21 protein-coding genes are annotated in these 20,307 nt (G+C 66.6%); 15 read left to right on the top strand and 6 right to left on the bottom strand.

From position 1 onward, the window contains the following. Window positions 1-39: 39 nt before the first annotated feature. Window positions 40-750 (top strand): TetR/AcrR family transcriptional regulator, encoded by a 711-nt coding sequence (locus NA11_RS15475; protein ID WP_069162589.1) that lies wholly within the window; start codon window positions 40-42, stop codon window positions 748-750. Between the two features lie 15 nt (window positions 751-765). Here the strand turns inward: NA11_RS15475 and NA11_RS15470 are convergent, their stop codons facing one another. Next, window positions 766-1,320 (bottom strand): NUDIX hydrolase, encoded by a 555-nt coding sequence (locus NA11_RS15470; protein ID WP_218023308.1) that lies wholly within the window; start codon window positions 1,318-1,320, stop codon window positions 766-768. 64 nt (window positions 1,321-1,384) lie between these two features. On the opposite strand from NA11_RS15470, the gene NA11_RS15465 reads away from it, so the two are divergent. Further along, window positions 1,385-2,164 (top strand): DUF6882 domain-containing protein, encoded by a 780-nt coding sequence (locus tag NA11_RS15465; protein ID WP_069162588.1) that lies wholly within the window; start codon window positions 1,385-1,387, stop codon window positions 2,162-2,164. A gap of 3 nt (window positions 2,165-2,167) precedes the next feature. Here NA11_RS15465 and NA11_RS15460 read toward each other — a convergent pair whose 3' ends face one another. Beyond that, the gene (locus NA11_RS15460; RefSeq protein ID WP_084654642.1) at window positions 2,168-3,415 is read right to left on the bottom strand and encodes a DUF418 domain-containing protein; all 1,248 of its coding nucleotides are present in this window, start codon (window positions 3,413-3,415) and stop codon (window positions 2,168-2,170) included. Between the two features lie 156 nt (window positions 3,416-3,571). Between NA11_RS15460 and dop the strand changes: the two genes are divergently transcribed. From dop to pafA, 5 genes are all read left to right on the top strand, one after another. Next, window positions 3,572-5,071 (top strand): depupylase/deamidase Dop, encoded by a 1,500-nt coding sequence (dop, locus tag NA11_RS15455; protein WP_069162587.1) that lies wholly within the window; start codon window positions 3,572-3,574, stop codon window positions 5,069-5,071. A gap of 162 nt (window positions 5,072-5,233) precedes the next feature. Further along, window positions 5,234-5,428: a ubiquitin-like protein Pup gene (locus NA11_RS15450; protein ID WP_014986166.1), complete on the top strand. Its 195-nt coding sequence runs from the start codon at window positions 5,234-5,236 to the stop codon at window positions 5,426-5,428. Then, window positions 5,425-6,285, top strand: a complete 861-nt coding sequence (prcB, locus tag NA11_RS15445) for a proteasome subunit beta (protein WP_069162586.1) — start codon at window positions 5,425-5,427, stop codon at window positions 6,283-6,285. The genes NA11_RS15450 and prcB overlap by 4 nt, the downstream gene beginning before the upstream one ends. A 73-nt stretch (window positions 6,286-6,358) precedes the next feature. Continuing rightward, window positions 6,359-7,126: a proteasome subunit alpha gene (prcA, locus tag NA11_RS15440; RefSeq protein ID WP_069162585.1), complete on the top strand. Its 768-nt coding sequence runs from the start codon at window positions 6,359-6,361 to the stop codon at window positions 7,124-7,126. 199 nt (window positions 7,127-7,325) lie between these two features. Further along, window positions 7,326-8,684 (top strand): Pup--protein ligase, encoded by a 1,359-nt coding sequence (gene pafA / locus NA11_RS15435; protein WP_218023307.1) that lies wholly within the window; start codon window positions 7,326-7,328, stop codon window positions 8,682-8,684. Window positions 8,685-9,021: 337 nt separating this feature from the next. Here pafA and NA11_RS15430 read toward each other — a convergent pair whose 3' ends face one another. Further along, window positions 9,022-9,315 (bottom strand): MTH1187 family thiamine-binding protein, encoded by a 294-nt coding sequence (locus NA11_RS15430; RefSeq protein ID WP_069162583.1) that lies wholly within the window; start codon window positions 9,313-9,315, stop codon window positions 9,022-9,024. Between the two features lie 112 nt (window positions 9,316-9,427). Here NA11_RS15430 and NA11_RS15425 point away from each other — a divergent pair, with 112 nt between their 5' ends. The 7 genes from NA11_RS15425 to NA11_RS15395 all read left to right on the top strand — a co-directional run bounded on the left by NA11_RS15425 (window position 9,428) and on the right by NA11_RS15395 (window position 17,707). Further along, on the top strand, window positions 9,428-10,423 hold the full coding sequence (locus NA11_RS15425) for a helix-turn-helix transcriptional regulator (protein WP_084654641.1): 996 nt from the start codon (window positions 9,428-9,430) through the stop codon (window positions 10,421-10,423). Continuing rightward, window positions 10,420-11,394 carry a helix-turn-helix transcriptional regulator gene (locus tag NA11_RS15420; RefSeq protein ID WP_069162582.1) on the top strand — a complete coding sequence of 325 codons (975 nt, stop codon included), beginning with the start codon at window positions 10,420-10,422 and terminating at the stop codon, window positions 11,392-11,394. The genes NA11_RS15425 and NA11_RS15420 overlap by 4 nt, the downstream gene beginning before the upstream one ends. A gap of 31 nt (window positions 11,395-11,425) precedes the next feature. Further along, complete coding sequence (locus NA11_RS15415; protein WP_069162581.1) at window positions 11,426-12,451, top strand: 2-dehydropantoate 2-reductase; 1,026 nt, start codon at window positions 11,426-11,428, stop codon at window positions 12,449-12,451. A gap of 111 nt (window positions 12,452-12,562) precedes the next feature. Further along, entirely contained in the window at window positions 12,563-12,835 is a 273-nt protein-coding gene (tatA, locus tag NA11_RS15410) for a Sec-independent protein translocase subunit TatA (RefSeq protein ID WP_069162580.1), read from the top strand. Between the two features lie 131 nt (window positions 12,836-12,966). Then, a complete protein-coding gene (gene tatC, locus NA11_RS15405; RefSeq protein ID WP_069162579.1) occupies window positions 12,967-13,920 on the top strand; it encodes a twin-arginine translocase subunit TatC in 954 nt (317 codons plus the stop codon). A gap of 2 nt (window positions 13,921-13,922) precedes the next feature. Then, window positions 13,923-16,625 (top strand): DEAD/DEAH box helicase, encoded by a 2,703-nt coding sequence (locus tag NA11_RS15400; protein WP_141717600.1) that lies wholly within the window; start codon window positions 13,923-13,925, stop codon window positions 16,623-16,625. 425 nt (window positions 16,626-17,050) lie between these two features. Next, window positions 17,051-17,707 carry a DUF4333 domain-containing protein gene (locus NA11_RS15395; RefSeq protein WP_069162577.1) on the top strand — a complete coding sequence of 219 codons (657 nt, stop codon included), beginning with the start codon at window positions 17,051-17,053 and terminating at the stop codon, window positions 17,705-17,707. 391 nt (window positions 17,708-18,098) lie between these two features. On the opposite strand, the gene NA11_RS15390 is transcribed toward NA11_RS15395, so the two are convergent. Then, on the bottom strand, window positions 18,099-18,758 hold the full coding sequence (locus NA11_RS15390; RefSeq protein ID WP_245745893.1) for a GNAT family N-acetyltransferase: 660 nt from the start codon (window positions 18,756-18,758) through the stop codon (window positions 18,099-18,101). Window positions 18,759-18,905: 147 nt separating this feature from the next. Here NA11_RS15390 and NA11_RS15385 point away from each other — a divergent pair, with 147 nt between their 5' ends. After that, a complete protein-coding gene (locus NA11_RS15385) occupies window positions 18,906-19,352 on the top strand; it encodes a hypothetical protein (protein WP_069162575.1) in 447 nt (148 codons plus the stop codon). Between the two features lie 64 nt (window positions 19,353-19,416). Here the strand turns inward: NA11_RS15385 and NA11_RS15380 are convergent, their stop codons facing one another. Together NA11_RS15380 and NA11_RS46310 are read right to left on the bottom strand one after the other, a co-directional pair. After that, window positions 19,417-19,746: a transposase gene (locus NA11_RS15380; protein ID WP_069162574.1), complete on the bottom strand. Its 330-nt coding sequence runs from the start codon at window positions 19,744-19,746 to the stop codon at window positions 19,417-19,419. A gap of 367 nt (window positions 19,747-20,113) precedes the next feature. Next, window positions 20,114-20,307: hypothetical protein (locus tag NA11_RS46310; protein ID WP_218023306.1), on the bottom strand; the 194-nt coding region annotated here is incomplete at its 5' end.

Below are 20,307 nucleotides of genomic sequence, written 5' to 3'. Positions count from 1 at the left end.
ATGTGTAGCAGTCAACCGTCCTGCGGGTATCGTGATTCTGTGACAACGACCAGCGGAAACCCCGAGCATCCCGTCGCCGACGGTCGCGCCACCCGCTGGCATGGGCACAAGGCCCGCCGCCGGGCCGACGTGATCGATGCGGCCATCACCGTCATCGAGGAACACGGCGACGACGTGTCCGTCCAGCAGATCGCCGACCGCCTGAACCTGCCGAGGCCGGTCGTCTACCGCCACTTCGACGGGCGCACCGATCTGGACGAGCAGATCCGCCGCCAGATCCTGGACTCGTTGCTTGCGCAGATCATGCCGACGCTGCACCCCGACGGCACCGTGGCGGACGCGGTGCGCGGCGCCGTCGGCACCTATGTCCGCTGGGTGGAACGGCACCCGAACCTGCACCGCTTCATCAGTGGTCCGGTGCCGCAGGGCGATTCATCGCTGGCAGGCGCCCGCGACCAGATCGGCAGCAGGCTCGCCGACCTGTTCGCGATCTGGTTGTCCCGCTTCGGTATCGACCAGGGCCGGGCCCGTCCGATGGCGTTCGGGATCATCGGATTCGTCGACGGCGTCGTCAACAGCTGGCGCGCCGACTCCGCAAGCACCCTCGCCTCGGACCAGGTCGAGGGCATTCTCACCGAATCGGTGCTCGCCCTCTTCGAGGGCAACGCCCGCAGCCTCGGCGTGCCGCTGGAGCGCGACGCGGTCGTCGGAGATCTGCTCGCGCGCCCGGAAGCGTTGCGCACCGAGTAATTCAGGCCGAGTCTTTCATTCGCCCGGCCGGCCTGCGTTGTCCGCCGGACGATGCAGTTCGACTGCGAGAGCGATCAACTCGGCCATATGATCTCCGTCGGTGCGGGCGAGGCGTAAGGCCTCGCTCAGGGGATGTGCGCGAACCTCGACAATGTGTTCCGCGTCGTCGGGGTTCGTAGGGGCGGAATCGAGCACGACATCGACGGCACACCAGAGCCAGGCCTTGTGCGGGTGCGGTTGCCAATCGCGAAAGGGGGCAGCGAGATTGCTGGTGGCGTAATGCGCGCCGAGCCAGCGGACCGGACCGGTGGGCCGAGCGCCCGCTTCCTCGCGCAGTTCACGGCGCAGGCATTCGTCGATGGATTCACCCTTTTCGCGGGTCCCGCCGGGCAGCATCCAGACGTCGCGGTCGTCGCGACACAGCACGACGGCGTCGCCGGCGAAGCAGACGGCGTGGATGTTGGTGACCAGCTCGTCGGGCGGTGGGTCGGTGGAGAACTGGACGTCCATGTCGCCCCAGTCCCAGTGGGTGGGGGTGTGCAGCAACGGATATCGGTCGGCGAACGTCACCTTACGAAGGTAGTGGCACCGGACGATACATACGAGGGGGAGCGCATTGACTACGCTGTTGCCGGTGTCCGAACCTGTGCCCTTGACGCGGCTGCTCGACGACGCGAGTTTGCTGTCGCTCGAGCACCGGCTACACGTCGAGGAATTGCTCGGCGCGCACCGGTGGCAGGCCGACATGGAGGCACGGCGGCTCGAATTCATCGGCGCTGACAGCACTTTCGTCTGCACCGACTTTCACCTAGTCGGCACCGCCGACGGCGATACCTGGTTGTGGGCATGGGCGAATCCGTGGGGCTTCGCGCCGCCGCTGATCGCGGTCGCGAAAATGGTGCGCGAGTTCGGCGCCCGCTACGGCGTCGCCGAATTGACCGCCGCGGAAATGCCGATCGCGCTCGGCAAGGCCGCGCCCGAGCCGCATCAGGTTGCCACGCTGCTCGCCGACGCCGCGAAAGTGATTTCCGGACACTGGAGTTCCTACTGCGGGGTCACCGACGACACCTGCGTGGCGTTCCTGGTCGAACACCCCGAGTTCGAGCTGCCCGCGCCGACCGCGGAGGGTCTCGCACGGGTGCTCGCCCACGGTGTCAACGCCTTACCGCTGACCGACTATCGCCGCGCGATACAGAGCTATCTGAGCAGACGCGGCCTGGTCACCGAGTTCCTGGAGAACTACCGGCTGCTCGAATTCACCGGCGCGGGCATGACGGGGACGGTCGAGTTCGACGTCGCCGGTCACGTCGCCAACCTGGAGGTCGGGGTGAGCACCGACGACTTCGCACTACTGGCCGAACAGGAGTCCGTCCACCCCGTCGACTGCCGCCCCGAGTCCGCGAATTCGCACTGAGCGTCACGCTTTTCCGCCGGTCAGCAGCTGGAAGCTGCGGTTCCACAGCAACTCGACCGGGCCGCGATCGAAGCGGCGCAACCACAGGTGCGCGCCGGCGATGATGATCAGGGACACCAGCAGGTAGATACCGACGGTGAACGGGACCTTGGCGTCGGGGGAGACGCGGGCGGCCAGGCCGAGACCCCAGCCGTAGCAGAAGAACGACGCCACCAGGTTCTGCAGGATGTAGCAGCTCAACGCGGTGCGCCCGACCTCGGTGAGCCGACGCCCGACGAAGCCGACATGTGGTCGGCGCAAGTAGAACTCGGCAACCAGCGCGAGGATGCCGAGTGCGACGAACGGCGCGGTGCCGTAGCGGGTGAAGAGGAAGAAGTTGCCGTCGCCCGCGACCCCCGCGATCAGGTCGATCGGCAAGGCGATGCCGAAACCGATGAGCAGCAACCGCTTCCGGGTCCGCGCGCCCTCCGGCTGGAAGATGCCTCCGCGGTACAGGCGGGCGCCGAGCAGGAACAACGCGATCGACATAGCGAACACGAAGATCGTCTCGACGCGGAAGTGCGCCGCGTTCTGCAGGCGGAATACGACGAGGTCCCAGAAGGACCCGTCCGCGTACACCGTGGTGTCCTGCGGCCCTGTGCTCCTTGTCGACGCGCTGCCCGAGTCTGCCACCATGGCGACCGCGAGGAGGGTGAGCATCGCGACATGGATGCTCGCCTGGACGATCAGCCAACGACGTTGCGCCCGTTCGCTTGTCACGAGAATGTAGGCGACGATCAGACCGGTGATCGCGTAGCCCATCAGCACGTCGAACTCCGCGAGGAACACGAAGTTCAGCACGCCGTCCAGGAACAACAGCCCGGCGCGGATCGGATACTTGCCTGGCCAGCGTCGCCCTGCGCGCTGCGCCGACGTCTGCTGGATGGCGAGCCCGATGCCGAACATGATGGTGAGCAGCCCGAGGAACTTGCCCTGTGTCAGCTGTTGCAGCACCCGCTCGGCCCAGATCCAGCCGGTCGCGGGCTCGGTCAGTTCGTCGAGGTAGCCGAGGAGGCCCTCGCGGTCGGTCATGATCCAGATGTTGGTGCCGAGGGTGCCGAGGATCGCGATACCGCGCAGCACGTCGAGCGCGACCACCCGGCCGCGGCCGGACCCAGTGGTTTTCGTGGTCGATGCGGGTTTCGATGGTGGCGCGGCAGCCGAATGCCGCGCCGTGGTTTCGGCCTGCGGATCGGCCAGAGATTCGGACATGGGTCGACTATCGCCTCTCCCCGAGGCCGGACAGGTCCTCCGGAAGTACCACCGGCGGTATGAATTCGAAAGCCCAAAGGTATGAATGCCACCCCGCGCCGCGCGCGGCGCAGGCTGCCGACGGACACCGTTCGAGGTGACCGATAGGCTCGACCCATGCAGCGCATCATCGGAATCGAGGTCGAGTACGGCATTTCGACCCCAACCGAGCCGTCGGCCAACCCGATCCTCACCTCAACGCAGGCCGTGCTCGCCTACGCCGCGGCGGAGGGTGTGCCGCGGGCGAAACGCACTCGCTGGGATTACGAGGTGGAGTCGCCGCTGCGCGACGCGCGCGGCTTCGATCTGAGCCGGATGAACGGGCCTGCCCCGGTGATCGACGCCGACGAGGTCGGCGCGGCGAACATGATCCTGACCAACGGCGCCCGCCTCTACGTCGACCACGCGCACCCCGAGTACTCCGCACCGGAGGTCACCGACCCGCTGGACGCGGTCATCTGGGACAAGGCGGGCGAGCGGGTGATGGAGGCCGCCGCGCGGCACGCGTCGAGCGTGCCAGGCGCCCCGCGTCTGCAGCTGTACAAGAACAACGTCGACGGCAAGGGCGCCTCCTACGGCACCCACGAGAACTACCTGATGAGCCGCGACACCCCGTTCAACCAGATCATCCTCGGCCTGACGCCGTTCTTCGTTTCGCGTCAGGTGATCACCGGGTCCGGCCGGGTCGGCATCGGCCAGTCCGGTGACCACGCGGGTTTCCAGCTGTCCCAGCGTGCCGACTACATCGAGGTCGAGGTCGGCCTGGAGACCACGCTGAAGCGCGGCATCATCAACACCCGCGACGAGCCGCACGCCGACGCGGACAAGTACCGCAGGCTGCACGTCATCATCGGCGACGCCAACCTCGCCGAGATGTCCACCTACCTCAAGGTCGGCACGACCGCGCTGGTGCTCGACCTGATCGAGGCCGGCGAAGATCTGTCCGATCTGCAGCTGGCCCGCCCGGTCACCGCCGTGCACACGATCAGTCACGACCCGACCCTGCGTGCCACCGTCGCGCTCACCGACGGCCGCGAGCTCACCGGGCTTGCCCTGCAACGGGTCTACCTGGATCGGGTGATCAAGTTCGTCGACCGCACCGGCAACGACGACAAGCGGGTCCAGGACATCATCGAGAACTGGGCGATGGTGCTCGATCTGCTCGAGCGCGACCCGATGGAATGCGCGAGCCTGCTCGACTGGCCTGCCAAGCTGCGCCTGCTCGAGGGCATGCGCCAGCGCGAGGGCCTCGGCTGGGCGGCGCCGAAGCTGCACCTGATGGATCTGCAGTACTCCGACGTGCGGCTGGACAAGGGCCTCTACAACCGCCTGGTGGCCCGTGGCTCGATGAAGCGGCTGGTCACCGAGCAGCAGGTGCTCGACGCGATGACCAACCCGCCCACCGACACCAGGGCCTATTTCCGTGGCGAATGCCTGCGCCGGTTCGGCGCCGATATCGCGGCGGCGAGCTGGGATTCGGTGATCTTCGACCTCGGCGGCGATTCGCTGGTGCGCATCCCGACGCTCGAGCCGAGGCGCGGCACAAAGGCGCATGTCGGCAAGTTGCTCGACGGTGTGACCACCGCCGCAGACCTTGTGGAACAGCTCACAACCTGATCAACTGCCCGGTACCGACTCGATTCCATATCCGTACGGAATACGACATGGTGTCGGGGAGGCTGGGTAGTGTTGAAGGACGGGCACGGACATTGCTCATGATCGGAGCCGTGCTCGAAAATTGAGCTCCGGTCATGATGAGGACAGAGGAGGTCGGCTGCCATGGCACAAGAGCAGACCAAGCGCGCCGGGGGCGGCGACGAGGATGAGGGCCCGGACGGTGTAGACGCCGCCGGTCAGGAGCGCCGCGAGAAGCTTGCGGAGGAAACCGACGACCTGCTCGACGAGATCGATGATGTGCTCGAGGAGAACGCCGAAGACTTCGTCCGTGCGTATGTTCAGAAAGGCGGCCAGTGACAGTAGGTGACCCCTCGCGTCTCCACCTGGGGTACGCCCTCTCGTCCTTCTCCGAATACCTCCGTATGCACGCACCGGACATGTTGCCAGGCAACAAGTTCGGCACGATCGACGGCGCAGGGCTCGGTGCGACGTCCGCGAAGGACATCGCACCGCACGGCACCACGATCGTCGCGGTGAGCTACCGCGGTGGTGTGCTCATCGCGGGTGACCGGCGGGCCACGCAGGGAAACCTGTTGGCCAGCAGGGACATCGAGAAGGTCTACATCACCGACAGCTACTCCGCGGCGGGCATCGCAGGCACCGCGGGCATGGCTGTCGAGATGGTGCGGATCTTCGCGGTAGAGCTGGAGCATTACGAGAAGCTCGAGGGCGTGCCCCTGACTTTCGACGGCAAGGCCAACAAGCTGTCGAAGATGGTGCGCGAGAACTTGCCCGCGGCCCTGCAGGGCCTGGCGGTGGTGCCGATGCTGGTCGGTTTCGACCCGAACGCCACCGATCAGGACAAAGTGGGCCGCATCGTGTCGTTCGATGTGGTGGGTGGACGCAGCGAGGAGCGGTTCGGTTACGCCGCGGTGGGATCGGGTTCGGTCTTCGCCAAGTCCGCGCTGAAGAAGTTGTATGCCAAGGGAATTGATCAGGAGCGCGCGTTGCGCATCGCCGTCGAGTCGCTGGTCGACGCGGCCGACGACGACACCGCCACCGGCGGTCCCGATCTGCTGCGCGGGATCTACCCGACGGCGATCACCATCGACGCCGAAGGCGCGGTCGAGGTGACCGACGACCGGCTGGAGGCGATCGCCCGTGGGATCGTCGCGGACCGCCAGGCGGCTGAGGAAGGGAGTGCCACCGCATGACCGGGTCAGGGCCCGGAGGAGGCAGCCTGCGTAACCACGTAGGGCCCCTCGGGCATGCGAAGAGGGGCACAGCATGACACTGCCGTATTACGCGTCGGCCGAGCAGATCATGCGCGACAAGACCGAGCTCGCCCGCAAGGGCATCGCTCGGGGTCGCAGCGTTGTGGTGCTGGTGTACGACAAGGGTGTGCTGTTCGTTGCGGAGAACCCGTCCGCGACGCTGCACAAGGTGAGTGAGCTCTACGACCGGGTCGGTTTCGCCGCGGTCGGCAAATACAACGAGTTCGAGAATCTGCGCCGCAGCGGCATTCTGCAGGCCGACATTCGCGGCTATCAGTACGACCGCCGCGATGTGACCGGTCGGGCATTGGCCAACGCCTACGCCCAGGTGCTCGGCTCGATCTTCACCGATCAGCTCAAGCCCTACGAGGTGGAGATCTGTGTGGCGGAGGTGGGCTACCCGGAGCAGACGCCGACGTCGGTGCTGTACCGGATCACCTTCGACGGCTCGATCGTCGACGAGCGCGAGTACGTGGTGATGGGCGGCACGACCGAGCCGATCCTCACCGCGTTGAAGGCCTCCTACAAGCCCGGTCTCGATCTCGCAGGCGCACTGCGGGTCGCGGTGCAGGCGCTGCAGGCAGGCGTTCCCGAGGGTGCGGAGAAGGAAAAGCGGGTGCTCGGCGTGAGTTCGCTCGAGGTCGCCGCGCTGGAGCAGGCGCGGCCACGGCGGGCGTTCCGCCGGGTCACCAATTCCGCGCTGGAACAGCTGCTCAACCCGGTCAAGAAGGGCAAGGCCAAGGCGGAGGAACCCGCCGCGGAGACTCCGGAAGCGGAGTAGCCAACCGGCAGCAAAGTATCGGGCCCGGGTAGGGGCGTTGCGCAAGTTGCGGACGCCTGGACCCGGGCCCGAACTGCGCCTGCGACGAGGCGATTCATCCCGCATGTCCGGTATGCCGGACCGAATCGTTGTGAAGACGTATGCGTTCGTGTTGTCAGCAGCCCACGCAAGCGCATGACATGGCTGTAATGTCGATAGTGTGCAGCGACGAATCATGGGGATCGAGACCGAGTTCGGTGTGACATGCACCTTCCACGGTCACCGTCGGCTGTCCCCCGACGAGGTAGCCCGGTACCTGTTTCGCCGGGTGGTGTCCTGGGGCCGTAGCTCGAACGTGTTCCTCCGCAACGGTGCTCGGCTCTACCTCGATGTCGGGTCGCACCCGGAGTACGCGACTGCCGAATGCGACAGCCTGCACCAACTGGTGACCCACGACCGCGCGGGCGAGCGGGTCCTCGAAGAGTTGCTGATCGACGCCGAGCAGCGTCTCGCCGAAGAAGGCATCGGCGGCGACATCTACCTGTTCAAGAACAACACCGACTCCGCGGGCAACTCCTACGGCTGCCACGAGAACTTCCTCGTCGTGCGCGCAGGGGAGTTCTCCAGGATCTCCGATGTGCTGCTGCCGTTCCTGGTCACCCGCCAGTTGATCTGCGGTGCCGGCAAGATCCTGCAGACGCCGAAGGCGGCCACGTTCTGCCTGTCGCAGCGGGCCGAGCACATCTGGGAGGGTGTCTCGTCCGCGACCACGCGCTCGCGGCCGATCATCAACACCCGCGACGAGCCGCACGCGGACGCGGAGAAGTACCGTCGCCTGCACGTCATCGTCGGCGACTCGAACATGTCCGAGACCACCACCATGCTCAAGGTCGGCACCGCAGCCCTGGTGCTGGAGATGATCGAGGCTGGTGTCTCGTTCCGTGATTTCGCGCTGGACAACCCGATTCGGGCCATCCGCGAGGTCAGCCACGATCTGACCGGTCGCAGGCCGGTCCGCCTGGCAGGCGGACGGCAGGCCAGCGCGCTCGACATCCAGCGTGAGTACTACGCACGCGCGGTCGAGCACCTGCGTAACCGGGACCGGGATCCGCAGATCGACCAGGTCGTCGACCTGTGGGGCCGCACCCTCGACGCGGTCGAGGCGCAGGACTTCGCCAAGGTCGACACCGAGATCGACTGGGTGATCAAGCGCAAGCTGTTCCAGCGCTACCAGGACCGCTACGGCATGGAGCTGTCCGACCCGAAGATCGCCCAGCTCGACCTGGCCTACCACGACATCAAGCGCGGCCGCGGCGTCTTCGACCTGCTGCAGCGCAAGGGCCTGGCCAAGCGGATCACCGAGGACGAGGCCGTCGACGCCGCCGTCGACACCCCGCCCCAAACCACCCGCGCCAAACTCCGCGGCGACTTCATCACCGCCGCCCAGGAGGCAGGCCGCGACTTCACCGTCGACTGGGTCCACCTGAAGCTGAACGACCAGGCCCAACGCACGGTCCTCTGCAAGGACCCGTTCCGTTCCGTCGATGAGCGCGTGGATCGACTCATCGCCTCGATGTAGGAAACGCTGTCCCGGTTCCGGATATAGCTGTTAGATATCGCTGATGGTTACTTTCCGGATCCGGGATATCCCGGACGAAGACGTAGTGATTCTGCGCCGTTGCGCGGCTGAGGCAGGCAGGTCCTTGTCCGACTACCTGCGGCAACACTTCATAGAGCTCGCGCGGCGGCCGGTCGCGGAGCCCGGACGCCGAAATCCGCACCCCTTCAGTTGATCTCACAGAGTGTCTGTACGGTTCACAAACCCTGCAACCTTTGTGAACCGTATGAACCCTCTGTGGTTCCGCCGAAACGCTGCCACTGTGAGCGCCTGGCCGAGGCCGGTTGCCGAGTAGAGCTCACTCGGCGAGGTAGCGTTCGACGGTTTCGACTTTCGAGGTCATGGCGTCGGTGACGCCGGGGCGGATGTCGGCCTTCAGGACGAGGCTGCAGCGGGGGGCGACTGCGAGGATCGCGTCGGTGGCTTGCTTGACGACGGCCATGACCTCATCCCATTCGCCCTCGAGGGTGGTGAACATGGCGTCGGTGCGATTCGGCAGGCCGCTGGCGCGCACCACCCGGACGGCTTCGGCGACAGCGCGTCCGACATCGACGCCGGTGCCGAGCGGGGACACGGAGAAAGCGATGATCATGGTGCCAATTCTGCCGTGACGGGCCTGCGTGACAGGGTGGGCACGCACATATGGTCGAGTGAAACGCGCGCCGACGCGCACGGGGGGTGCGCGGCCGATTACCCTCTATCGGGTGGCGATATCCAAGGTCGAGCGGCTGATGAATCTGGTCATCGCGCTGCTGTCGACCCGGCAGTTCCTGACCGCGGAGCGGATCCGGGACAGCGTCGCGGGGTACGAGGAGTCCGCCAGCGACGAGGCATTCAGCCGGATGTTCGAGCGAGACAAGAACGAGCTGCGCGACCTGGGCATTCCCCTGGAGATCGGGCCGGTGAGCCGGTACTCGACGGTCGAGGGTTATCGGATCAACCGGGACGCCTACGAGCTGCCCGAGATCGATTTGAGTGACGAGGAGGCGGCCGCCGTCGCGGTCGCCGTACAGATGTGGGAGTCGCCGGAGCTGGCCGCGGCCGCGGAGGGTGCGCTGCTCAAGTTGCGCGCGGCGGGCATTCACGTGGAAACCGATGCCGCTGTCGCGTCGGTGCCTGCGGTGCCTGCGCGTACCCGCGGCTCGGAGCCGGTGCTCGGCAAGCTGCTCGCCGCGATCGACGCGGGGCAGGCGGTGCGGTTCGAGCATCGCGGCGCGATCAATGCCCCCTATCTGATGCGCGATGTGGAGCCGTGGGGTGTGGTGACGCATCACGGCCGCTGGTATCTGGTCGGGCACGACCGGGATCGCGACGCGGTGCGCAGCTTCCGGCTGTCCAGGATCGGCGACGACGTCACCCCGTATGGACCCGAGAACGCGGTGAGTAAACCGGACGGTGTCGACGTGCGCGCGATCGTCGATCGGGTCACCAGCTCGGCGCCGGTCAGCGGCAGCGCCACCGTGTGGGTGGCCGACGGCCGCGGGCGTGAGCTGCGCCGGATCGGCCAGGTCACCGGCGAGCGCACCATCGGCGGCCGCGCCGGTTCGATCATCGAGCTGCCGGTCCGTTCCCGCGACTGGGTGGCGCGGCTGATCACCGGGCTCGGCCCCGACGCGGTCGTACTCGCCCCGGACGAGCTGCGCACCGATGTGGTCGCCCGATTACGCTCGGTCTTCGACCGCACGGAGGTCACCGCGTGAATTCTCGGCTTTCCGTTCGGCTTTCGCGGCTGCTCAACATGATTCCGTACTTCATCGCACATCCGGGTATCAGCGCCGTCGAGGCCGCCGCCGATCTCGGCGTCACCTCCAAACAGTTGATGAGCGATTTGAATCAGCTCTGGATGTGCGGCCTGCCCGGCTATGGGCCGGGCGATCTGATCGACCTGTCGTTCTCCGAGGAGAGCATCGAGGTCACCTTCTCCGCGGGCATCGATCGTCCGCTGCGGCTGACCTCCACCGAGGCGACCGCGCTGCTGGTTGCGCTGCGGTCGATCGTCGACATGCCGGGCATGGTCGACCCGACCGCGGCGCACGCGGCGATCGCCAAGATCGAATCGGCCATCGCCGGTGGGTCGGTGCCCGAGCCGAACGGTGCGCGGACGCCGCCGGTCGAGGCGCCCGCCGTCGCCACGGTCCGCTCGGCGCTGGCCAGGCAGCGTGCGTTGCGGTTGGTCTACTACTCGGCGAGCCGCGACGTCGTCTCGGAGCGGGTGGTCGATCCGATTCGAATTGTCTTGGTGGACAACAACAGTTACCTACAGGCGTGGTGCAGGCAAGCCGAGGGCGTTCGGCTGTTCCGGTTCGACCGGATCGAGGGCGCGACCGAGCTCGACGAACCGGCCAGGGCGCCGAGCCATGCTCGCGAGGAGTCGGCCGCGCTCGACCTGTTCCAGGACGACCCTGCGGTTCCCTTGGCCCGCTTGCGAATTCGCGCCGACTACGCTTGGGTACTCGATCAGTACCCAATGCATCGGCTCGCGGTGCACCCGGACGGCAGCCTGGAGGCGACGATGCGGTTCGCCACCATGGACTGGATGGCGCGACTGCTGCTCGGCTTCGGCTCCGGCGTCACCGTGCTCGGCCCGCCCGAGCTGGTCGCCGCGGTGCGCGAGCGTTCCAACGCTGCGCTCGCCGCGTACGCCGAAGCCGGATTCGAGGAGGCTCGATGATCATTCGCCGACGGCCGCAAGCAGGCCGGACGTGACCAGCCGCGTGCTGGTGGTCGGTGCGGGCAGCATCGGCCTCTTCGTCGGCGGCAAGCTCGGCGTGGCAGGCGCACACGTCACGTTCGTCGGCAGGCGCCGAATGCTCGACGAGGTCACCGAGTTCGGACTGCGGCTCACCGACCTCGACGGCGGGGACGACGCGCTGCCGAGCGCGCGCTGCCACGTGGCCACCGAGCCGGACGACGTCGGCTCGGCCGACCTGGTGCTGGTCACGGTGAAATCGGCGGCCACCGCCGACGCCGTGCGCGAGCTGACCGGCAAGATCCGGCCTGGCACCGTGGTGCTGAGTCTGCAGAACGGCATCGGCAACGACACGGTGATCCGGGAGATCCTGCCGCACTGCGTGGTGCTTGCGGGCATGGTCATGTTCAACGTGGTGCACCACGAAGGCGGCCGATTCCATCGCGGCACCGACGGTGGGCTCGCGGTGCAGGACGATCCTGGGCTCGAGCCGTTCCTCGGTGTCTTCCAGCAGGCCGGGCTCGCGCTGCGTCGCCACCCCGACCTGCGGCCCGTGCAGTGGGCCAAGCTGCTGCTGAACCTGAACAATCCCATCAACGCGCTGTCGGGGCGGCCGCTGCGCGAGGAGCTCGCCGACCGCAACTATCGTCGCTGCCTGGCGCTGGCCCAGGGGGAAGCGCTCGCGGTCATGCAGCGGGCGCGCATCACGCCCGCTCGATTGACGCCGTTACCGCCCAAACTGGTCACGGCGCTGCTGCCCGTGCCCGACGGTGTGTTCCGGCGGGTGTTCGGGCGGGTGCTCGCCGTCGATCCGATGGCGCGCTCCTCGATGGCCGATGATCTCGCGCTCGGCCGGAAGACCGAAATCTCTTGGCTCTGCGGCGAAATCGTCGGACTCGGCGCGATGGTCGGCATGCCGACACCGGTGAATCAGCGGCTCATCGAACTGATCGTCGCGGCTGAACAGGGCGACCGGCGCACCTGGACCGGCGCGGAACTACTCGACGAGCTGCGGGCCGCCGACGCGGCCCGGCATTGAGACAGCGACATCGGTTCGGCAAACACCGGGCCAACAGCGCGGACGGTGGCGTTGACGCATGTCACCCTCCGGTAGCATCAGAACCATCACCAGTCTTGGGAGGTAACAATCATGGGCAGTCTGAGCATCTGGCACTGGCTGATCATTGCGGTCGTTTTCGTGATGTTCTTCGGTGCCAAGCGGATGCCCGACGCGGCCCGCAGCTTGGGCCGGTCGTTGCGCATCTTCAAGAGCGAGGTCAGCCAGATGCAGAGCGAGGGCAAGGACGCCGACGCGCCTGCTCCCGCCCCGCAGCCCGCGCAGCCGCAGCAGCAGTTGCCTGCTGCGCAGCAGGTGACCCCCTCGGTCGCCCCGCAGCCCCAGGCCGAGCCGAAGTCGCTCTGAGTCGTTCGATCGAGTAAGGCGGAGCGGGGCCGCTGACGGGCCCGCTCATGGCGGAGTGCGGAAACTCACTCCGGGCATAGTGCTGTTGCCGAGCTGAGCGAGGCACTCCGACCCAGGGGCAATCACCGACAATGCGAATCCCGTTCGATCCCCGGCGCAGCAAGCGCAGGACCAACCCTGACGGCACCATGTCGTTGGTCGAGCATCTCCAAGAGCTGCGCTACCGGCTGCTGGTGTCGATCGCCGCGGTCATCGCCACCACGGTGCTGGGATTCATCTGGTACGAGTACGGCTTCCTCGGCATCTCCAGCCTCGGCGACATTCTCCGCGGGCCGTACTGTTCGCTGCCCGCCTCGTCGCGCGCATCGATCAGCCCGGACGGTGCGTGCCGCTTGCTGGCCACCGCACCGTTCGAACAGTTCACGCTGCGCTTGAAGGTCGGCATGACCGCGGGCATCGTGCTCGCCGCGCCGGTGTGGCTGTACCAGGTATGGGCGTTCATCACGCCGGGCCTGTACGCGAAGGAACGCAAGTACGCGGTCGGCTTCGTGTCGTCGGGCACCGTCCTGTTCGTGACCGGCGCCGCGCTCGCCTATATCGTTGTCGCCCATGCGTTGAGCTTCCTGCTCTCGATCGGCAGCAACGTGCAGATCACCGCGCTGAGCGGTTCGCAGTACTTCGGCTTCATCATCCAGCTGCTCGTCATCTTCGGCGTCAGCTTCGAAACTCCGCTGCTGATCATCGGTTTGAACCTCATCGGGGTGCTCACGTATGCGCGACTGAAGGCGTGGCGACGCGGAATCACCTTCGGGCTCTTCGTTTTCGCGGCGATCATCACCCCGCAGGATCCGTTCTCCATGCTTGCGCTCGCGCTGGCGCTGACGGTCCTGTTCGAGGTCGCGATCCAGTTCTCCCGGATCAATGACATGCGCAAGGCCCGCAAGGAAGCCGAGCATCTTGCCGCGCTCTCCGATGAGGAAGCGTCCTCGATCAGCGGTCCCGATCCGATCGCGCCCGCCGAAACGATCGTGACACCCCGGGAGAAAACTACGGGCTCGACGTCGGACTACTCCGATACCCTCTGACGGTGACACATCACCGGTCGCACACGGGCGAACTAACGAAGTTTTCCGCCGAGCTGAAGTTCAGCTTGGATCCCTTCCAGCGCACCGCCTGTGCGGCACTCGAAGAAGGGCACGGCGTCCTCGTCTGCGCGCCCACCGGGGCAGGGAAGACCGTCGTCGGCGAATTCGCGGTCCATCTCGCGCTCGCCGCCGGCGGCAAATGCTTCTACACGACGCCGATCAAGGCGCTGTCCAACCAGAAGTTCGCCGATCTCACCGAGCGGTACGGCCGCGAGAGCGTCGGGCTGCTCACCGGCGACCAGTCGATCAACCCGGACGCGCCGGTGGTCGTGATGACCACCGAGGTGCTGCGCAACATGCTGTACGCGTCCTCGGATGCGCTGCGCGGGTTGTCGTTCGTGGTGATGGACGAGGTGCACTACCTCGCCGACCGGTTCCGCGGCGCGGTGTGGGAGGAAGTGATCCTGCACCTGCCGCCCGATGTGCGGCTGGTCAGCCTGTCCGCGACGGTCAGCAACGCCGAGGAGTTCGGCGCGTGGATGGAGACCGTGCGCGGCGATACCTCGGTAGTGGTCGACGAGACCAGGCCGGTGCCGCTGTGGCAGCACGTGATGGTGGGTCGGCGGATGTTCGACCTGTTCGACACCGAGTCCACCGAGCAAAAGGTGCTCGTCGACGGCGATCTGGTGCGGTTCATCAAGCAGCGCGAGCTCGCGGATCGGGCGAACAGCTGGAATGGTCCGCGTAACGGTCGCGGTGGGCCGCGCCGGGACTTCCGGCCGTTACCGCGTCCCGAGGTGCTGGCCAAGTTGGACGAAGAGGGCTTACTACCCGCGATCACGTTCATCTTCAGCCGAGCAGGCTGCGATGGGGCGTTGGCGCAGTGCTTGCGGTCTCGGCTGGATCTGAGTCGGGACGGTGAGCGCGACGAGGTCGACGCGATCATCGAGAAGCACACCGGCGACCTGCCCAAGGCGGATCTCGAGGTGCTCGGTTACTGGGAGTGGCGTGAGTCGCTGCACCGCGGGCTGGCCGCGCATCACGCAGGCATGCTGCCCGCATTCCGGCACACGGTCGAAGAACTGTTCGTCAAGGGCCTGGTGCGGGCCGTATTCGCTACGGAGACACTGGCTCTCGGCATCAACATGCCTGCCCGCACGGTGGTGCTGGAGCGGCTGGTCAAGTTCAACGGCGAATCGCACGCCGAGCTCACGCCCGGCGAATACACGCAGCTGACCGGTCGTGCCGGGCGGCGCGGCATCGACGTCGAAGGTCACGCGGTGGTGCTGTGGCAGCCCGAGGTCGACACCAGCGCGGTCGCCGGCCTCGCGTCGACACGGACCTATCCGCTGCGCAGCTCGTTCCGGCCCGGCTACAACATGTCGATCAACCTGATCGACCGGATGGGCGCCGCCGAATCGCGTGCCCTCCTGGAACGTTCGTTCGCGCAGTTCCAAGCCGACCGCTCAGTTGTCGGGCTGGTACGCGGTATCGAACGCAACGAGGGGGCGCTGCGCAAGCTGCGCGATCAGCTCGGCGGCGCGGATGGTGGGTTCCTGGAATACATTTCGCTGCGCGAGCGGATCAAGCAGCGGGAACGGCAGCTCGAACAGCAGGGGCGGTCCGACCGCCGCGGTGCGGCGGTCAACGCGTTGACGGCGTTGCGACGCGGTGACGTGGTGGCGATTCCGTCCGGGCGGCGGGCCGGGCTCGCGGTGATCCTCGAACCCGATGCGACGCCGGGAGACCCGCGGCCGTTGGTGCTCACCATCGACAAGTGGGCAGGACGGGTGTCGGTGGCCGACTTCCCGGTGCCCGCCGAACCGTTGGGGCATATGCGGCTGCCGCGGCGAGTCGATCACCGCACCGCACAGGCGCGCCGCGATCTGGCTTCCGCATTGCGCAGCACCGGAATTTCGGCGCCGGGCAGGCCGCGGCGCGGCAAGCGTTCCTCGGCGGCCGACGATCGGGAACTGGCCACCCTGCGGCGTAGTTTGCGGTCGCATCCGGTGCACACCCGCGCGGACCGGGAGCAGATGGCGCGGGTCGGCGAGCGGTACAACCGGCTGCTTCGGGAAACCGAGTCGATGCGCCAGCAGGTTGCCGCGACGACCAACTCGCTGGCGCGGACCTTCGATCGGATCCTCGGATTGCTGGAGGAACGCGGGTTCGTGCAGGACGCCGAGGTCACCGCGGACGGGCGCAGGCTCGCCAGGATCTACTCGGAAAGCGATCTGCTCGTTGCCGAATGCCTGCGGCAAGGGCTGTGGCGTGGGCTCGGGCCCGCCGAATTGGCCGGCGTTGTCTCGGTGCTCGTGTTCGAATCCCGCCAGGACGGTGGGTATCTCGGCCCGACCGGCCCGACCGAGCCGATCCGGCGGGCTGTCGGTGCGACCATCAAGGTGTGGTCCGAGCTGCGGTCCGACGAAGCGCGGCACAAGCTTCCGCCGACCAGGGAACCCGACCTCGGTTTCATCACCGGTGTGCACAAATGGGCCCGCGGCGACGGGTTGGCCGAGTCGTTGCTCGCCAGCGGCGACCAGGCCGCACCCCTGTCGGCAGGCGATTTCGTCCGCTGGTGCAGGCAGGTGATCGATCTGCTCGATCAGATCCACGGCAGCGCCGACGATCCGGAGGTCGCCGCGACAGCGGCGAAGGCGGTCCGCGCGATCCGGCGCGGTGTGGTCGCGATCGACGCGGCGTAGGTCGCTGTTTGCTCTCGGCGGGGTGCGGGTCTGCCGGGCGTCGGTTTGTGGCGTGGGTTTGGCGCGTGCCGGCACGTGGTGGAGGCGGATTGTGGGGGAGTTTTGAAAGGCGAATGCCGCCGACGAATTCGGCGAGTGAGGGCGTGCGTACGCAGATCGGCTGATGCGGGGTGGAGTCTGTCTCTAGACTGCGCATGGCCGACGTGAAGGCGGAGGTACGCGTTGCGGATTCGATTGTGATTTGATTTCTTTCGCGTACCGACCGTGGCGAGGAATCGCGAACAATCAACACAGCTGAGCGAAGTAGCGATACACCGTGTTGTGGGCATGCTGGAACCGAGCGGAGGCAAGGCGATGGTATGTGCGCGACGAGTCCCACGCGGGGGGCTACCGTATGTACAACGAATGCGAGTGGAGGCAACCAGATGAGCGGCCCGTTTGGACCCAACGAACCCGGGGAGGGGCGCAACGATCCCACCCAGCAGTGGGGTGGACAGCAGACACCCGGCGGTCAGCAGTGGGGTCAACCGCAGACGCCTGCGTCGGCGCAGCCGACCCAGCACTGGGGCGACCAGCAGCCGCAGCAGCAGTGGGGACAGCAGCCCGCGCAGCCCTGGGGACAGCAGCCGAACACCCAGTGGCAGCCGCCGGGTCAGCAGGGTCAGCAGCCACAGTGGGGTCAGCAGCCGCAGGACTGGCAGCAGGGTCAGCAGCCGCAATGGGGTCAGCAGCCGCAGTGGAGTGGTCAGCAGCCGGCCCAACAGCCGGGCGGTAAAGGAAAAGGCCTGCTCATCGGCCTTGGAGTGCTCGGCGTCGTGGTGCTCGGCGCGATCGTCGCGCTGGTGCTGGTGCTGACCGCCAAGGACAAGCTGGATCAGTCCGCCGTCCAGGACGGCGTCAAGAAGGTGCTCACCGACTCCTACGGTATTCAGGACGTCAGCGACGTCTCCTGCCCGTCGGGTCAAGAAGTCAAGGTGGACGCCACCTTCGACTGCAACCTGAAGGTCAGCGGTGAAGCCAAGAAGGTGAGCATCAAGATCACCAAGGATGACGGTACCTACGAGGTCGGTCGCCCGAACTAGCCCTTGCCGCAGGCATACCCGGTCGGGTGTGGCTGGCGCGTATCCAGTTGACCCCGTGTGGTTCGTGCAGATCCGGGTTGGCCCGTCTGATTCGCGCCTACGCGGCTTGACCCGGTGTGGTCGGCACGCACACCCGATTTGGCCTGTGTAATTGGCGCGCCTATCCGGCGGTCCGTGTGGTTCGCGCGTATGTGGTTGGCCCGTGTGGTTGCACCCATCTGGTCGGTCGGTTGTGGTTCGACCGGGTGCTAGGCGTCTCCACTCCGTGTGCTGACTCTGCTTGTCGTCGGTGCGCGCGAAATCCGTTGCGAGGAGCCCGTTGCCGGTAGCGGTGTGGGACTGTACGTCGATGCTGGTGTCGTCGTGGTGAAAGGGAATGTCGAGCGAGCGTTCAGTTCCGCGTATCGAGCACCAGCACGATGTGTTCGTCCTCGCCGTCCCAGTCCGAGCCGGTTCGGCGAAAACCGTGCTTCTCCAACAGTTTCACCGAACCGGCATTGCCCGCGAACGGGTCAGCCCAGAGCGGGCGCGTGGTCTCAACGCCCAAGTACAGCGCCAACGCCTCGGTCGCAACGCCACGGCCCCAATACTTTCGGCCGAACCAGTAGCCGAGATACCGTCGATCACCTTTCCACCAGGACACCAGATTCCCTGCGGGCTCCCCGTCCACCACGACCGTGCGAACCAGCACAGCAGGATCACCGAGAATGGTGTTCTTCCAGTGCGCAATGAAGGGCTCCCGATCGCGTGCCGCAAAGCGCGACCGCCGAAGCGCCTCCGGATCCTGCTCGTACTCGAAGAACAAGTCCAGATCTGCCAGCTCAACATCCCGAAGCTGAACGATTTCGCCCATAGTCACCGAGTCTTCCACCGACCACTGACAATTCAGTACGCATCCGGATGCCGAAGTAGTGAGCGGTCGAATGCCGGCGGCCCACCACTCAACCTGCAGGGTGTCCACGCCCAGACCTGCAAGGTGTCCACGCCCCAGAGCGGCAAACGTCGAAAGGCGCCCCGGTTGGCCGCCGACCTGGCACCGCCACGTCGACACCGACCCGATCGGGCTCGCGCCGCACCGGTTCCGGCTTCCTCTCCCGGAGCCCCGGTCGCCGATCTCAGGGCGCATCTGAAACTCGTTGTGCCCATGGGGGAGACGAGTGTTGTGGCCCCTGTCGGTTCTGGATGCGAGGATCACGGCATGGTGATGTGTGACTACTTCTCCGCCGCCGATGACGACACGGCCGTCCGCGTGCTCGATGAGCCCGGCGGGCCGGAGTCCTCGATGTTTGATGTGGTGTCGCTGAAGGGGATCGATCCCGTGATCGCGATGGCTCAGCTCGAGGCGATCCTGACCGGCTGTAGCTATGAGGAGGCATCGGAGCGGCCGCGTGCGGGGCAGTTGCTCTCGTCTCCGGAGGCCGAGAGCGCCTTCGTCGTCAGCGTGTCGGACACCTTGCAGGAGGCGTTGGCATCGGCCGGGCATTCTCTGCTGGTGGGCGCCGCCGGGGAGTGGGCGGATATCGATGAGTTGCGAGACTGGGGAATAACGGCCGACACTGCGCTCGAGGTGCTACTTCTGTTGTCGGGGTTGGCCGGCCGCGCACGATCAACGGGTCTGCGATTGTTCTGCTGGTGGGCGTTGTGAATCCCGGAGCCATAGCGCCTCGGCGCTAGCCGATGCCTAGAGCCCGGCGTGGGCATTGGTGAATTCAGTGGGTGGCACTGATGGTGTCGGCGCCACGCAGGGTCTGCGAATCGATTGCCGCCGCGGACGGGCGTGCATCACGTTCGGCACGGACCCGTGCGCGGTCACGCAGTGCGTAGTGAATACGTTGCCACGCAACGGCTTTCGTCCACCGCCGGTAGATGTCGTAAACGGTCTTCACCGTCGTGAAGTCGTGCGGAAGCTGCGCCAAGGCGATCCCGCCACGACATGGATAGAAGATCGCATCGCGTACCAGCCGCCGCCACTTCTCCGGTCGACCCCCGTGAGCTGCGGTGGCGCCGGTGGCGGCAGCAGCGGTTCGAGCAGCGCCCACTTGGGGGCAGCGACGAGGTCGGTCAGAACTAGTACTTCAGCGACTCACTGTGAGCCGGGCACGACGAAAAAGTGACCCTGCCACAGGGACTCTCGGACCACGACAACCCGAAAGTGTCGGATGTCCTTGTCGGACAGCTGGTTATCGATCGAGCAAAGGGAATCTCTCGATGGAGTCCCGTTCGCGCTGGCCTTGGTCTGTGAACGGGACATGATCGAGGCGACACGCCGGATTCGGCTCGTTGATGTCCCCCTCGGGTCGGCCGAACCGAGTGCGCAAGCCACCGATGTGATCCGCTATCGGATTCGGCACACGACGCCCCCGCCCTGCCTGGTTTCAACGTTGCCCAGCCCGCCGTCCACCCCCGTCAGCCCGCCTGCCGTCCGCCCTGCCTGCGGCCCTGCCGTCCGCACTGGTTCTGGGGCGTCCAGAAGGGGTGCGGATTCACAGCAGGGGTGCAGATTTCAGGGTTGATACGGGGCTGGTCGCGCTCGCCGGTCTCGAGGGTGCCTGCGATCCCGGTATGTGGGATCAGGCGGGTGGTTTCGTGCCGAGTGGGAA

It is taken from the genome of Nocardia altamirensis NBRC 108246, assembly GCF_001612685.1.
In the GTDB taxonomy this organism is placed as follows: Bacteria; Actinomycetota; Actinomycetes; order Mycobacteriales; family Mycobacteriaceae; genus Nocardia; species Nocardia altamirensis.
This window is presented reverse-complemented; position numbering and strand designations above follow the sequence as displayed.